Annotated in this window: 13 protein-coding genes; 2 read left to right on the forward strand and 11 right to left on the reverse strand. The window is 57.1% G+C overall.

The window, feature by feature from the left end; genetic code table 11:
• Window positions 1-45: 45 nt before the first annotated feature.
• Window positions 46-825 (forward strand): TrmH family RNA methyltransferase, encoded by a 780-nt coding sequence (locus POG22_RS21275; protein WP_063717479.1) that lies wholly within the window; start codon window positions 46-48, stop codon window positions 823-825.
• Window positions 826-835: 10 nt separating this feature from the next.
• Here the strand turns inward: POG22_RS21275 and POG22_RS21280 are convergent, their stop codons facing one another.
• From POG22_RS21280 to POG22_RS21325, 10 genes are all read right to left on the reverse strand, one after another.
• Entirely contained in the window at window positions 836-1,051 is a 216-nt protein-coding gene (locus POG22_RS21280; protein ID WP_017661530.1) for a hypothetical protein, read from the reverse strand.
• 163 nt (window positions 1,052-1,214) lie between these two features.
• Window positions 1,215-1,427: a regulatory protein SipA gene (gene sipA, locus POG22_RS21285; RefSeq protein ID WP_017661529.1), complete on the reverse strand. Its 213-nt coding sequence runs from the start codon at window positions 1,425-1,427 to the stop codon at window positions 1,215-1,217.
• 132 nt (window positions 1,428-1,559) lie between these two features.
• Complete coding sequence (locus POG22_RS21290; protein WP_063717480.1) at window positions 1,560-4,313, reverse strand: response regulator; 2,754 nt, start codon at window positions 4,311-4,313, stop codon at window positions 1,560-1,562.
• Window positions 4,314-4,362: 49 nt separating this feature from the next.
• Window positions 4,363-7,098, reverse strand: a complete 2,736-nt coding sequence (locus tag POG22_RS21295; protein WP_498907052.1) for a methyl-accepting chemotaxis protein — start codon at window positions 7,096-7,098, stop codon at window positions 4,363-4,365.
• A 165-nt stretch (window positions 7,099-7,263) separates the two neighbouring features.
• Window positions 7,264-7,629, reverse strand: a complete 366-nt coding sequence (locus POG22_RS21300; RefSeq protein ID WP_017661526.1) for a response regulator transcription factor — start codon at window positions 7,627-7,629, stop codon at window positions 7,264-7,266.
• Between the two features lie 50 nt (window positions 7,630-7,679).
• Window positions 7,680-9,536, reverse strand: a complete 1,857-nt coding sequence (locus POG22_RS21305) for a methyl-accepting chemotaxis protein (RefSeq protein ID WP_150128543.1) — start codon at window positions 9,534-9,536, stop codon at window positions 7,680-7,682.
• 47 nt (window positions 9,537-9,583) lie between these two features.
• Window positions 9,584-10,108 (reverse strand): chemotaxis protein CheW, encoded by a 525-nt coding sequence (locus POG22_RS21310; RefSeq protein ID WP_063717476.1) that lies wholly within the window; start codon window positions 10,106-10,108, stop codon window positions 9,584-9,586.
• A 23-nt stretch (window positions 10,109-10,131) separates the two neighbouring features.
• Window positions 10,132-11,331: a response regulator gene (locus tag POG22_RS21315; protein ID WP_498907053.1), complete on the reverse strand. Its 1,200-nt coding sequence runs from the start codon at window positions 11,329-11,331 to the stop codon at window positions 10,132-10,134.
• Window positions 11,332-11,649: 318 nt separating this feature from the next.
• Window positions 11,650-13,041 carry an asparagine--tRNA ligase gene (gene asnS, locus POG22_RS21320; RefSeq protein WP_063717474.1) on the reverse strand — a complete coding sequence of 464 codons (1,392 nt, stop codon included), beginning with the start codon at window positions 13,039-13,041 and terminating at the stop codon, window positions 11,650-11,652.
• A 27-nt stretch (window positions 13,042-13,068) separates the two neighbouring features.
• On the reverse strand, window positions 13,069-13,383 hold the full coding sequence (locus POG22_RS21325) for a sll0565 family protein (RefSeq protein ID WP_026097718.1): 315 nt from the start codon (window positions 13,381-13,383) through the stop codon (window positions 13,069-13,071).
• A 165-nt stretch (window positions 13,384-13,548) separates the two neighbouring features.
• Between POG22_RS21325 and POG22_RS21330 the strand changes: the two genes are divergently transcribed.
• The gene (locus POG22_RS21330; RefSeq protein ID WP_026097717.1) at window positions 13,549-13,827 is read left to right on the forward strand and encodes a DUF6439 family protein; all 279 of its coding nucleotides are present in this window, start codon (window positions 13,549-13,551) and stop codon (window positions 13,825-13,827) included.
• Window positions 13,828-13,836: 9 nt separating this feature from the next.
• Here the strand turns inward: POG22_RS21330 and POG22_RS21335 are convergent, their stop codons facing one another.
• Window positions 13,837-14,301: an ATP-binding protein gene (locus tag POG22_RS21335; RefSeq protein ID WP_051044153.1), complete on the reverse strand. Its 465-nt coding sequence runs from the start codon at window positions 14,299-14,301 to the stop codon at window positions 13,837-13,839.
• Window positions 14,302-14,693 lie beyond the last annotated feature (392 nt).

Consider the following 14,693-nt stretch of genomic DNA (forward strand, 5'->3'; position numbering starts at 1 on the left):
CGTTCCCTATTCCCCGTTCCCCGTTCCCCGTTCCCTATTCCCTAAATGCTAACCAGTTTACAAAATCCGACTATCAAACAAATCCGAAAACTCAAATCGGCCAAAGCCCGCAAACAACAAGAACGATTTCTCCTCGAAGGAACGCACCTCGTTCGAGAAGCGTGCTATCACCACTATCCTCTCGACATCGTGTGTTACACCGAATCCTGGCACAACAGTCACCCTGAGTTGATGCGAGAACTGCCCCATCGAGGAAACCGCCTCGAACTCGTCAGCGACGACGTTCTCAAATCCATTGCAACCACCGTTCATCCCGACGGCGTGGTCGCCACAGCACCGCGTCTAGCCAATCCCACCCCCTCCCTACCGATTTCGGGTATCGGATTGGTCATCGATCGCCTGCAAGATCCGGGAAATCTAGGAACCCTCGTCCGCACTGCCGTCGCCGCCGATATCGAAGGCTTGTGGTTGAGCGAAGATAGCGTCGATGTCGATAATCCGAAAGTGCTGCGGGCTTCTGCCGGAACGTGGTTTCAACTGCCGATCGCCATCTCGCCAGATTTACCCGAACTCGTCCGTCAAAGCCGACAAGCGGGCGTCCGAATTATCGCCACCTGTAGCGATGCGGGCGAAACTTACTGGGATATCGATTTCCAACGTCCTTCACTCCTATTGTTGGGGAACGAAGGGGCGGGGTTATCCCCCGAACTGTTAAATTTAGCCGACGTACAAGTCCGAATTCCCCTGGCCAACCAAGTCGAATCGCTCAACGTGGCGATCGCTACAGCGTTGTTTGTCTTTGAAGCGCAACGTCAACGCCAGTGACGGCAGGACATCACTCAGAATCGGAATCTTGGGGATGGCGAGCGTTCAAAAACCGCTCGATATCGTCGATGGCATCTTCCCACAGCTCCGCCTCGTTCGCTGGAGACACAGGCGGTGGCACGTCGGAAGCTGCTTTTTTCGGGGTTTCCAGCGTCTCTCGCAAGCGCTCCAGGGATTCCCGAAACGCCCGTTCGGCCGCGCTGCGATCGTGCTTGTGATGTTCCATGGTTTCATTGTACGCGATGGCTGGGGAGGCGTTGGAGGCGGTTTGACCCCTCGTATTCTCCCGGCCGCGCCCTCGCGATACAGGAGCCGTTGCAGATATCGTATCAAAAACTTCTCAGTCAGTCGGCTCGCGTCCGGTCGGTTCTCAGCGTTTCGACGAACGACTAGACGGGTTCTAAATATTGACTGTCGAGGAGATAAGCCCCGTTCTCGAAGCGAACGCTCCAGGTTCCACCGGGATTGCGGGCGGTCACGATCCCCTCGTCCCCCACTGCCAGCAAACTCTGGGGACGCAGCATCGGCATGGGATCGGCAGTTTTTAAATACGGGGGAAGCAGGACGATACGGACTTTTTCTCCAACTGCAAATTCAGACATCTGGACTAAACTGTCAACTTTGCCAACGACGATCGGATCTCGATCGCATCTCGCACGAGATCGGTGTTCAGATCTCCGATTCTATCGAGGGTCTCGTGGAAGCGATCGCCCCCGTGTCAAATCTTCACATCTTCACGGCGACGCCGCGATGCCTTCCCCAAGCAACTCGTCGATACTCGAGAGTAACTCCGCCGGCGTGACGGGTTTGCCCAAATAGGCGTTGGCTCCCAAACTTTTAGCCTTCTGGCGGTGTCGATCGCCCGTGCGCGAGGTCAAGACCACTGTGGGCAGACCGTACCACATCGAATGCGATCGAATCTTACTGAGCAAATCGAAGCCGTTGAGAACTGGCATTTCGATATCTGTCACCACCAAATCCACCGTTCCCTGACGCTGTTCGAGTTTCTTCCACGCTTCGCCACCGTCGCGACAAGGCACCACCACGAACCCGGCACTGGTGAGGATGCGTTCGAGCGATCGCCGCGCCCCCGTCGAATCCTCCGCCACTAAAATCGTGCGGGCCGAGACGGCAACTGCTGGCGGCGTCGAGGCGATTTTCTGGTGCGACATCGGCTTGAGAAAGCGGGGTAAAATCGTCGGTACGGCCTCCCCCGTCCCCAAAATGGCACAACCGGCCACGTAAGGAGGAACCGGAACTGTATCGTCAAAGGGTTTGAGAACCAGTTGGCGTTCGTCGGAAATGGCGTCTACCGCTACCGCTAGAGGCGTCGTCGCCCCCTTGAGAACGAGAACGACGCGGGGGGTCGAAGAAACAGCCGCAGCGGTGTTGTAGGTCAACATTCCCCACAGCGGATACAGCGATAAAACCTGACCGCGCCAGGTCATGGACTTGTCCAGGGTATCGACCCCCGCACGGGCAGCTCGATCGCGACCGAGCAGAGAACTCGTCAGCGGCGTGCGATCGATCCCCACCGCGTCGTCGTAGGGCAATACGTCCAACACCGTATCGCTGGGAATCGCCACCACCTGCTGTCCGATCTGACAGAGCAATACTGGGAGCAAACTGAGGCTGAGGGGCAAGCGAATCGAGAACGTCGTGCCTTTTCCGGGGACTGTATCGACTTCGACGCTGCCCCGCAGTTGCTGCACTTGAGTTCGCACGATGTCCATCCCGACGCCCCGACCCGAAATATCGCTGACGCGATCGGCGGTGGAAAATCCCGATTGGAAAATAAAGTCGAGAAGGGTTTCGCGGGGAAGTTGAGCGATCGTGACCTGGGGCGGACAGAGACCGCGATCGACAGCCTTGCGATAGACCGATTCTAAATCGATGCCCCGGCCGTCGTCGGCAATGGTGACGACCACTTCGCTACCTTCGGTTTTCGCTCCCAAGGAAATACGGGCTGTTTCGGGCTTGTCGAGGCGGCGGCGGTTTTCGGGGGATTCGATACCGTGGTCGAGGGCGTTGTTGAGAATGTGCGTCAGGGGAGTTTGGAGCTGTTCGAGGAGAACTTTATCGACGGGAACGTTTTCCCCGAAGATTTGTAAGGTGGACTGTTTGCCACAGCGTTGGTTGATGCGTTGGAGTTGGGGAACGAAACGCTGGGCGAAGGTTTTGAAGGGAACCAGGCGGGAGGTGGTCACTTCATCGTAGAGGCGATCGAGGTCGCGACGGACTTGTCCCAAATCTTGGGCGAGTTCCCGGTTGACGATGTCGATGTCGATGCGGGTTTCTTGGACTTGGGCGATTAACTCTTCAAAAGTTTGTAGGCTACTGTGGAGGGCGGTGTAGCGATCCATTTCCAGGGTATCGAACTCTTCAGACCGCCCGGCTTCGGGGCTTGCACTGTTGTCCTCGGTGGTGGACATTCGATCGTAGAGGGTTTGTACGTCGTCTCGAACGGGCTTGACCTGTTCGACGATGCGTCGCAGGTTGAGGCTGGCTTGTTTGAGTTGCTGTTGCTGCAAGGTCAGCCGTTCGTGGTAGGTAATCAGTTCCCCGACGAGACTGCTCATGCGATCGATCCGTTCGAGAGGAATTCGCAGTTGTTGTACCCGCGTCGGAACGGTCGTGGTTTCGGGTTTGACCTCGGACGGAGCGGGGAGGCTTGGCTCGGAGACAGTTTCGGAGGGTTTCGCTGCTGCGCTGCTCGCTTCGCCGCTGTCTGCCATGTCTTGTAAATACGCGTCTCGCTGACGCCTTAGCACCTCGCTGGTGCGTCGGGCTAAAGCGGTGAGGTCTTTAAGCGATGGCGACGCGTTCTTTAAGGTTGCTTCAGTTTCTTCGACGGTTTGGACGAGCCAAGACAAGCCGTAAGCTTCTCCCAACAGCAGACATTCATCGAGGAAGGTGGCGAAGGCGTCTCGCAGGTCGTTTCTGGGGGATTGGAGGCGATCGTCTAGGGCGCTCAGGCAGGTTTCGAGGTCTGAGTCTAACGCCGTGCGAATTAAGCGTTGCTTCGCCGGGGAGAGTGTCTCGGGCGTTTCGAGTGAGAGCGATATGGCATCTGGGTCGAGTGCGGCTAAAAATTCGTCGAGGGCTTGCAGGAGGTCGGGATCCGGTTCGAGGTCGATGCCTTGGGTTTGGGCGGCTTCGAGTAAGTCGGTGAGACTTTCGAGACCTTGCTGCATTAGGGTCAGTGCCGAATCGATATCCTGAATTCGCTCTTCGTTCCACGCTTCGAGGAGGTCTTCGAGCTTATGGGCCAGAGTGCTCAACCCCGGCATTTGCGCGACGCCCGCACCGCCTTTGACCGAGTGGGCTGCCCGCATTAACGTCCGATAGTCTGGCGCGACGCCGTCGGCCATCTGTCGGAGTCCCTGTTGTAGGGTGTCGAGATAGCCGGGGGCGTCTTCTTCGAGGAAGCACTGACGGGCTTCTTGAGCGATCGCTTCGAGAACGGCGGGGTCGAGAGTGTAATTCACGATCGTACAAACCAAACGAAAAACGAAAACAGACGGTGAAACCGATCGCTCACAACCGGAACTGAGCCACGGATTCTTTGAGGGTGGCGGCGGCGGCGACCAGTTCTTCGAGGGATTCTGTCACCTCTTTGGCGAGGGTCGAGGTATTTTGGGTCGTCCCCGCCACTTGTTCGATACGGTCGTTCACCTGCTTGGAAGCTTCGGTTTGGGTGGTGGTGTTTTGTGAAATCGATTGAATGTAGCGATCGATCGTCTGGCTGACATCGGCGAGACCTTTGAGGGTTTGCTTGGTTTTGGCCACGAGTTCGGTACCTTCAGCGACTTCTGATTTACCCACTTCCATCGCTTGTTGCACTTCCTCAGTATCGAGTTGAATCACTTCGACGATTTGCTCGATACTGCGGGTGGCTTCGGTGGCGCGTCCGGCAAGGCGGCGCACTTCTTCGGCGACGACTCGGAAACCCTGGCCGTTTTCTCCTGCCCGCGATGCCTCGATACTGGCATTGTACGCCAACAAATTCGTCCGTTCGGCGATGCCGGAAATGATGGTGAGGATTTGCAGGATTTGTTTGAAGGACTCCGTGAGGCGATCGACCTTACTGGCAGTTTCGGCGACGGCGTTACTGATATTTTTGATACTCGTCACCGTCAAGTCCATCACTTCTTCTCCATCTCGGGCGGCTTTAGCGCCCTGTTGGGCGATGGCGGCGGCTTGTTGGGCCGAGCGATCGATCCGACGGATGGCATCGCCGATCTCTCCAACGGTCACGAGCGTTTGTTCGATTTCCCGAGCTTGAACGTCGGCTTCTCGGGAGAGCGTTTTGACAGCGGGGGCGCTACCGGTGGCGAGGTCGTTGACCTGGTTCGCGACGGTTTGTACCTGCAATACCAGTTCTCGCAGGCGTCGAATGGTGGTGTTGAAGGCGTCGGCGATCGATCCCACCGATCCTTCGGTCACGGCGGCGTTGACGGTTAAGTCACCGCGTTGTGCGCCTTCGATTTCGAGCAGCAGGTTCATAACCCCTCGTTGCAGGCGTTCTTTTTCGCGACGCTGCTGTTGGGCTTCTTTTCGGCGCAGTTCTTCTTGACGTTTTACGGTGTCGATGTTGGCTTCGATACTAGCCGCCATTTGGTTGAGTTCTTGGGAGAGAATACCGATTTCGTCGGCGCGTGCAGTGGCTTCGAGGCGCACGCCGCGATCGCCCCGGCCGACTTTTTGAGCGAACCACGCCAGATCGCCGAGCGATCGCGCGAAGGCTTTGGCGACGAGGATCGCTACGGCACTCACGACGATCGCCGCACCGCCACCGACGGCGATGCCCAATAGCTGTTGCGCCCGCACTAGCCGTTCGAGTTCGGTTTGCGGTTTGGCCACGGACACCATGCCGATCGGCGACACGTCGGGGTCGCTGCGCCGTTTGTGGTTGTAGAGGGGCTGATAGACGGTGAGATAATTTTTGCCGTTGATGTCTTCGACGAGGGAATAGGTTTCTTGCTGTTCTTCGAGAACGGATTCGGTGACGCGCTCCGAGGCTAGGGTGCCGATGGCGCGAGTTCCGTCACCCGCATCGACGTTGGTGTTGACGCGCCAGTTGTAGGCGTATACGGAGATGGCATTGGCTCCGAACAGTTGTTGGAATTCGTCGAGGAGGGCGTGGTGGCGGTTGTGGAGAACTCCAACGATCGCCGTTCCCACGACGCGATCGCCGATTTTAACGGGATAGACCACCACCGTCGCCAACCCGGCTTGAAAATCGTCGAGATCGTCAGCTCGACGGGCGGCCGAAGCGGCGTCGGCATCTTGCGAGATGTCAGAACGCAACGGAATTTCGGCCTGTTGTCCCAATCCCAACCGTTCCAGAATCTCCGCCGATACGATTTCGATGCCCCGTTGTGGTTGCCCGTTGAGGAGAACGGTCTTCACGATGTCTAAGTCGTCCAAAGGGATACCCGATTCCGTCTGCACCCGCTGGAATTCGTCGGAGGAAATGGAGCGTTTCGGGTCGGGAAGGGGCGGATAGGTGGGTTCTTCTAGAGCTGAAGTATGGATTTTAATGCCCTGGGCGACGGTGCGTCCCCGAGCGTCCGTGAGGATACGGAAACTCTTGGTCGTGTCCGCGCGGTTTCGGTCTCCAGCGGCCAGTGCTTCGGTGACCAGCGCGTCGAGATACTCCCGTTCTCGGTTGATTTGTCCGCTGTTGCTGAGGTCGATGCCGCGAATTTGCACCAGTTGGGAAAGGTTTTCGGCTTCGGTCACGCTGTCGTCTTCCGTCCAGAGGACGTAATCGTTCCGCCACGCCGCTACGTCGGAGGACAGTTGGGTGAGAAATTCTTCTTGAACGCGTTCTTGAGTTCGGGAAACGAGGAACAGCGTCGTGAGGGCGACGGGAACCACGGAACCGCTCACCAGTAGAATGGTGAGTTTGTTGGTAAAGCTGAGGTTTTCCCAACGCCGTTTTACCCAGGTTTTGGCGGTTTTGAGGGGAGCGAACCGAACGCCGGTGTCGCTGTCCTCGTCAAACTCGCCTTCTTCTATAGCCGTTGGGGACGCGATCGCCGTCGTCGCAGTGGTATCGGCGTTTCCCAGACTCTCGAGGGCGCGACGGGCGCTGGTTCCGTAGAATCCGTCGGGGTCTTCGGCGATGATGGCGTCGTACAGTTGGCGGGCGCGATCGAGTTGCCCGGACTGTTCGAGGCGGTTGGCTTCGAGAAACTGTTCGAGTAGGGCGTCGGCGGCGGCTTGTTGGGTGGCGATGTTGCCGTTGGCAGCAGAGGGCTGGTTCATGTCAGGGAGGAGGGAAGAGGGAATAGGGGAAGAGGGAAGGCCGTTAGCACTTGCTTCCTCGGGCAGATGGGGAGGCTTCGTTAGGGAAGAGTGAAGCGTGAAGTGTGAGGACAATTGACAGTTTCACCTCATCTCCTCATCTCCCCATCTCATCATCTCCCTATCTCATTTAACGTGTTGGTACACGACATCGAGGAGTTCTTTGGGGGCATAGGGTTTGACGAGGTAGGCTTGGGCCCCTTGGCGCATCGCCCAGAAGCGATCGAATTCTTCGCTCTTGGAACTACAGAAGACGACGGGGATATCTTGGAGTTGCTCGTTTTCTCGGATGGTGCGGCAGAGTTCGAGGCCGCTTTTTCCGGGCATGACGATGTCGAGGACGAACAGGTCGGGGGGGGAACCGCTTTGGAGTTTGTCCCAGGCTTCGTCGACGCTACTCGATAGGGTGACTTGAAACCCCGCCTGTTTGAGCAGGGCTTCGATCATTTTTTGTTCGGCGTGACCGTCTTCGACAACAAATACGTGTTTCATGGCTAGAGTCTCGATCGCGTGGGCTAAACAAACGAATGGGAACAGTGGCGTCATTCAACCTGAAATTTTGCCACAGAGGATTTGAGGGTCTCAACTTCTTCGAGCAGTCCTTGCAGGACGCTGACGACGCGTTGGGCTTCCTCGGTGTTGGTGAGGGCAACGCGGTTGACCTCTTCCATAACGCGGTTGACGTCTTGAGAAGACCGGGCCCGGTCGGCGCTGTCGCGGGCGACGGTTTGCAGGGAACCGTCGATGGCCTGACTCAGTTCGCTGAGTTGGCGCAGGGTTTGTTGAGTTTGACCGACCGATCGCGTGCTACTGACCACTTCGGCGGTTCCAGCTTCGAGAACGTCGAGAACGTCGGCAGTTTCAGCTTGGATGCTACCGACGAGTCGTTCGATGTCTCCGGCGGATTCGCCGATTTGGGTGGCTAAGCCCCGCACGTCGTCGGCCACTTGTCGGAATCCTTCGCCCCGTTCCCCCGCTCGGGCGGCTTCGATGGCGGCGTTGAAGGCGAGCAAGTTGGCTTTTTCGGAAATTCCGGAGACGACGGCGAGGATTTGTGAGACTTCTTGGGCCGATTCGGCGAGGCGTTTGGCTTTTTTGGCGGTGTTGGCGACGGCGGTACGCAACTGTTCCATGCTTTCGGTGGTGCGGTCCATGTTACTGTCGCCGAGTCGGGCGGCTTCGGTGGCTTGACGGGCGAGATCGGCGGCGTCTCGGGTCGATCTCGACAGGCGATCGATGGCGTCGGCGATCGCGCGAACGGTGTCGAGGGCGCTTTGTAGGTCTTGGGATTGGTGGCGGGCGGCATCGCTGAGTTGGCGAACGGCCGTTTCGCTGTCGTGGGTGCGTTCGGTTACGTCGGCGGCGACGCGGGCGGTTTGGCTGACGAACTCTCGCAGCGATCGCGCGGTGGCGTTGAAGGCGTCGGCGATCGCTCCTACTGCGCCGTCGCTGAGGGGCGCTTCGACGGCGAGGTTGCCGCTGCGGGCAGCTTCGAGACGCTCGAGTAAGTCGAGGGCTTGTTGTTGGAGGCGGTCTTTTTCGGCGCGATCGCGCTGGCGCTCTTGCTCTTGTTGTCGTTCGAGCTGTTGCAGGCGATGGTTTTGGTTGGTGACGAGATCGGCAATATCTCTCAGGTTTGCGGCGATCGCGCCAATCTCGTCTCTCCCCTCGGGAATCTCTAGGGGACGCGTCGGACGATCGAGCTTGACTTTTTTGGAAAAATATGCTATTTGGCGTAAGTATCGATCGAGCCGCTGTAGCCGGGGCAGTGTCAAACTCGCCAGAGCCAGGATGCTGACCGCGCCGACGATCGCCGCCAACAGGGTTTGTCGTTGGAGAACGCGATCGCGATCGTCGGTTTCGGAAGGGGTCGTAGCGGGCGGTAGGGTTTGCGGTGCCAGCCACAGCGTCGCCCCGGCGGTCAGGACGGCGGGAACGGCGGCGGCCGCCACGAACATCAATTTGAGGGTCGTTCCCAACCCCCCGCGCGATCGCGCTACGGCTGTCTTGGGTTCCCGAGGAGGGGAGGTGTCGAGGGGAGGACTTGGAGGAAGCGGTACTGTCGGCTCGGATTCTGTCGAACGCTCCTCGGAGTTGGAGTCGGGTCTTTCGAGGGTCGTGTCTTCGAGGGCTGCCGGTTCTGAGGCGGGTAAAGCAGCGAGGGCTTGACTGGCACTCTGACCCCAAACGCCCGTACTGTCGCGGGTGACGATATCTTCGTAAATTTCTCGGGCGCGATCGATTTCGCCGGACTGTTCGAGTCCGTTGGCGGTCAGCAGCAGTTGCAACAGGTCGTCAGAACCCTTGGCGTCTTCGTCTGGGGCAGTCTCGGCAGCGATCGCCTCTGGCTCTGCTGCCGCGAACGACGCGGTATCGCGTTCGGGGGTCGGTTGGGTCATGGGATAATCTCCGGTCGCATCGCGTAAAACAGACAGCAGTTGAGATCTCAAGCGGGTGCGAGGTCGAGGGGCGTTTCGCGCAAAGCCTGGAGTAAGGCGGGGGAATCGAGAACGGCCAAGCCAGTCGTACCGTCGTAGACGATTTGTTTCATCAGACCTTGCAGTCGCGGTTTGAGCCGCTTGGTGACGGGCAGTTCGCGCTGGGGCGAAAACACCCCTTCGAGGTCGGTGACGACGCAGGCCACCGCCGGCCGGGGGGCGCGGTTTCGGTGGGGGTCGTTCTCGGAAATTCCGACGACCGCAGCGTTTGAGGTCGGGGATGCCGACAGCGCGATCGCTTTGAGGGCTTGTCCGGGGATCGCCGGTAACGGCCCGAGTTCGAGAAAGTGACTTAAATCGAGAACCCACGTCAAGGTTCCGCGACGGTTGATGACCCCCAGCAAAGCCGGAGCGACGCCGGGAACGGGACAGACGAGCCGTCGGTCGATTTGTAATGCCGCCTCGATTTGGCTTAGGGGCAACGCCACGCGCACCGTCGAGGATACCCGAATTTTAAAATAGTCTCGTTCCATCAGAAGTTTGCCGTCTTCTCGCCCTACGCATCGATCGGAATGTTTTGCAGGACTTTACCGATAGACTCGACGAGGTGAGCCGGATGGAAGGGCTTCGTGAGGTAGTAGTTCACACCCAACGTTTTAGCCCGAATGCGATCGAGAATGCCGTCGCGTCCGGTGAGCATAATAATGGGAATGTCCCGCAGTTGTCGCGACTGCCGCAGCATACTACAGAGTTCGTAGCCGTCGATATCGGGCATATTCACGTCCATTAAAATGACGGCGGGTTTCTGTCGAACCAATGCTGTGAGGGCTTGGGCGGGTTCGGTGATACCGAGAACGTCGTAACCCGACATTTCTAAAATACCCCGTACCTGTTTTTGCACGGTTTTACTGTCGTCGATGCAGGCGACTACTGGCCGGACGTCGTTTTGCGATTCGGTGACGTCTTGGAGATCGCTCGTGTCGGGTTGACTGTCGGTCAGGGTTTCGAGAATTCCGTCGGACGAAAATGGCTGCACCCACGTCACCAGGTTTTGAACCGAGGTTTTGAGCAGGGTGGCGATGCGATAGATCGAAAGCTGTTGGTGGAGGATTCGAGCGGTGGCTCGAGCGACCTGTTGGGGATCGCGATCGGATTTTAGGGGAAACGGATGTTGTTTCGACAGTTCTAAAAAGTCCGATTCTCGTTCCTCGGGCAAGTACAATCGCGCGAACGGCGAGGGTAGCGTCTGACGCCACTGTTGCCACTGTAGCGCCATTTGCCAGAGCGGAGCGGGTATGTCGGTCAGGGGCGTTTCGATCAAAATGGGATCGACTTTCGCGCCTTTCTCGAATTCGATGGGGGCTTTAGACAGGGCGAAAATATGAACCAAGCCTTCTAAACTCAGCCGCACGAGCAGTTGTCGGAGTTTAGACATCGGAAGACCGTTTCCGTGCCACCACTGACAAATTTCGGGGTACTCGTTACGGTCGTCGGAAAACTCCAGTTTGGCTAAGGCCGGTTGTACGGTTCGCATCAAACACTGTAACCGTTCGGTTTTTCGTCCGACGCTGGTGGCGTAGGTCAGTTGTCCGCCCCGTAGAAACAGTTGCCAGCTTACCGTGCGATCGTCGGGATCGCTGACGGTGATGCACCCGGAGGTTTTCTTGGCAACGAGATATTCGATCGCTTTGCGCGGGTTAGCAATCGTGCGCGTCGCACTATCGTTACTCGGCTTGGGAGGAGAGTTGCCAGTCATGATCGATGGTTCGGGACTGATGGTCGCGTCGCTCGCCCGAACGCACATTTCGGTTTCGGCTCGGCATGAAGACGCGCGCGGGCAGAACATAGCCCTTCAGAAAGCGTGAGTCCGGTTTCGACGGGCTTCCTGAAGGCGGAAAGTCGAGAGATTCACGGCGAGCCTGACACGTGCGAGCGGCGATCGAACCGAATATCGCGCGATAGGCGAACGATTTAGCCGACTGCGTATCCGCAGTCAGTTTATCGCAGTTATTTACCTGCAAGCAACGGCAATTTCACGGAAATCTTCTCACACCAGTTTGGGGGGTCACACCCCTCAAAAATCGATCGTTAGGGGAGCGCGAGGAAAGGGAATTACGTCGCGAATGTTTGCCATTCCGGTCACGAACTGAACCAACCGCTCGAATCCCAGCCCGAACCCGGCGTGAGACACGCTTCCGTACCGACGTAAATCGAGATACCACCAGTAATCCTCTCGGTTCAATCCGCTCTCTCGAATTCGCCGTTCGAGTACGTCGAGCCGTTCTTCACGCTGCGATCCGCCGATGATTTCGCCAATTTTTGGAACGAGAACGTCCATGGCCGCCACGGTTTTTTCGTCGTCGTTGAGACGCATGTAGAAGGCTTTAATATTCCTAGGATAATTGTAAACGATTAGCGGTTTGCCCAACAGTTCTTCGGCGAGATATCGTTCGTGTTCCGATTGCAAATCTACGCCCCATTCAACGGGAAATTCAAAGGTGCGATCGGCTTTTTCCAACAGTTCGATCGCTTCGGTATAAGAAACCCGCTCGAAATCGTGCCGTAAAATGTTTTCTGCCCGCTCTAAAACTCCCTTATCGATCCGTTGGTTAAAAAATTCCATGTCCTCGGGACAGGCTTCTAACACGGCGTTAAATAGGTATTTGAGGAAGTCTTCGGCGAGATCCATGTCGCCAGCCAGGTCGCAAAACGCCATTTCCGGCTCGATCATCCAAAATTCAGCCAAATGGCGCGAGGTATTGGAATTCTCGGCGCGGAACGTCGGACCGAAGGTGTACACGTTACCGAAGGCCATGGCCATCACTTCGGCTTCGAGTTGCCCGCTAACGGTCAAATAGGCGGGTTTTCCGAAGAAATCCCGGCTGTAATCGACGGCTTGCGCCTCGGTTCGAGGTACGTCGGCCAGGTCGAAGTGGGTCACAGAGAGCAGTTCGCCCGCCCCTTCGCAGTCGCTAGCGGTGAGGATGGGAGTGTGAATCCACAAGAAACCCCGTTCTTGGAAAAATCGATGGATGGCGTCGGAGGCGGCGTTCCGCACGCGAAAGACAGCCCCGAGGGTGTTGGTGCGCGATCGCAGGTGAGCGATGGTTCGCAAAAATTCAAAGGAATGGCGTTTTTTCTGGAGGGGGTAAGTTTCGCTATCGACCTCGCCGCACACCATCACCGTTTCGGCTTTGAGTTCGATGCGCTGACCTTTGGCGGGGGACTCGACGAGGGTTCCAGACACTTCGACCGACGCCCCCGTGTTGAGACGTTTGACGAGCGTGTCGTAGTCGGGAAGTTCGGGGTCGAGAACCACTTGTAAGTTAGCTAGAGACGAGCCGTCGTTGACTTCGACAAAGGAAAACTGTTTGAGTTCCCGTTTGGTTCGCACCCAACCGCGCACGCAAGCGGTTTCGTCGGGAACGCCGTGACGCAAAATCTGGATAATTCTTCGCTGTTCCATAGAGGGAAAGGGATTCAAGCGGCTGTTTCAGCCAGCACAGGACTTCAATATCCAGCCTACAACAACCCCCAAGCCCAGAAAGCGCACGGCTTGCCAGAAGGGTTCGCGCAAGTCCCGCCAGGAGAACAGTTGGCTTTCGAGGCGGACTTCCACCTGTTCGAGTTGTTCGGTGAGACGTTTCAGGTCGTCTTTGAGTTTTTGGCGTCGGTCTCGATCGCGCTGCACTTGAGCGTGACGCAGCTTTAATTGGGTCAAGGCGGTTTCGAGGTCTTGAAGGGAGCGATCGAGATCGGCGTCGTCGTCGGAGGACGGGATCGGGGCGGGATCGGTCGGTGGAGTCATGGGGAGATGGCTGACAGAGACGGCGAAAAACATTACAGTGAAAAGAAAGCTCTGGCGTGCGATCGCCTCTGTTGTAGTCTAACGGGGTTTTGCCCCGCGATACCTGTGACTCGATTTTCTACGACTTCTGATGCGGCGACGTCTCCTCTCGGTGGCGATCCCCGTCTGGCCGAACTCCGAGAGTTCGAGACCTTGGAACTGGCACGAGCGTTAGCCGAACGTTTGGCCCTCTCCGAACGCGACTGGCACCGTCTCAAGTCTAACCGCTCGGTTCGCGCTCGGGAACAACTGGCGGCGGCGTTGGTCTTTCTACTCAAAGACGCTCCTGAAGAAGCGCTGCCGCGACTCCAGCAGGCGATCGGTTGGCTCGATCGCTCGATTTCCGCTCCTCCCTGTCCGCAACACGGCACGAAACACTCCTCTAAGAGCGATTCGACAGGTTAAAATTTCGAGTTAAAATTTTGGGCGACGAACGCTGCGAGGCACCAGTTTGCCGAGGCGAAGTTGCCGCTTTTGAGGCGTCCATTCGACGCGATCGAAAATTTGGTTCAAAATATACAATCCCCGACCGCACTCGGAGGTGTCGTCGGGGAGGCTGTCTTCGTCAGCGCTGGCACAGCAGCAGGCTTCTGGGTCGAAGGGTCGATCGCCGCGATCGGAAATCGTCCACCAGTAGATATCTTTGGAAAAGGAAAATTCGACCGTAATCGTCTTTCCGGGGTCGAGTTGGTTTCCGTGTGTGGCCGCGTTAACTAAAGCTTCTTGAAGGCCGAGCCGAATTTCGGGCTGGAGAGATGCTGGAATTTCGGCCAGGAGTAGATCCAAAATCGGACAGAGATAAAGAGTCGAAGCAAAACTAACCGTCCCCTGGCAGCGTCCCGTGGAAGGCATGGGGAGAGCCATTACAGAAAAAACCATGGATTTTTTAGCTCAATAGAAGTATGCATCGATTCAATGCTTGGGTCATTGGCTTTACCGCATAATATATTTGACGCTTATGCTTCTATCCTAGCGAAATATTGCCAGAGATCGCCAAAAAACGCAAGTCTGCTTCTGGCGAAACAGTCCAGTTTACTCGGCAAACCGGGTAGTTTTGAACAATAATAGCGACGCATTCCTCCACCTCGCGCGACTCAGGTGGGGGTTAAGGAGTTCAGCCTAGTGGTATCATGTGACCAACTTAATGGGCACGGCAAAAGACGGAACAAAAATTCCGAGTCCTCTGGAGGCACGATTCATTAAGTGAGGTTAATTCCCTGTAAGTCCAATGAGTCGGTTAATATACGTCAGACTCCAGGCAAGAGTTTTTC

The sequence above is a fragment of the Geitlerinema sp. CS-897 genome (assembly GCF_028368005.1).
Classification (GTDB): Bacteria; Cyanobacteriota; Cyanobacteriia; order Cyanobacteriales; family Geitlerinemataceae; genus Baaleninema; species Baaleninema simplex.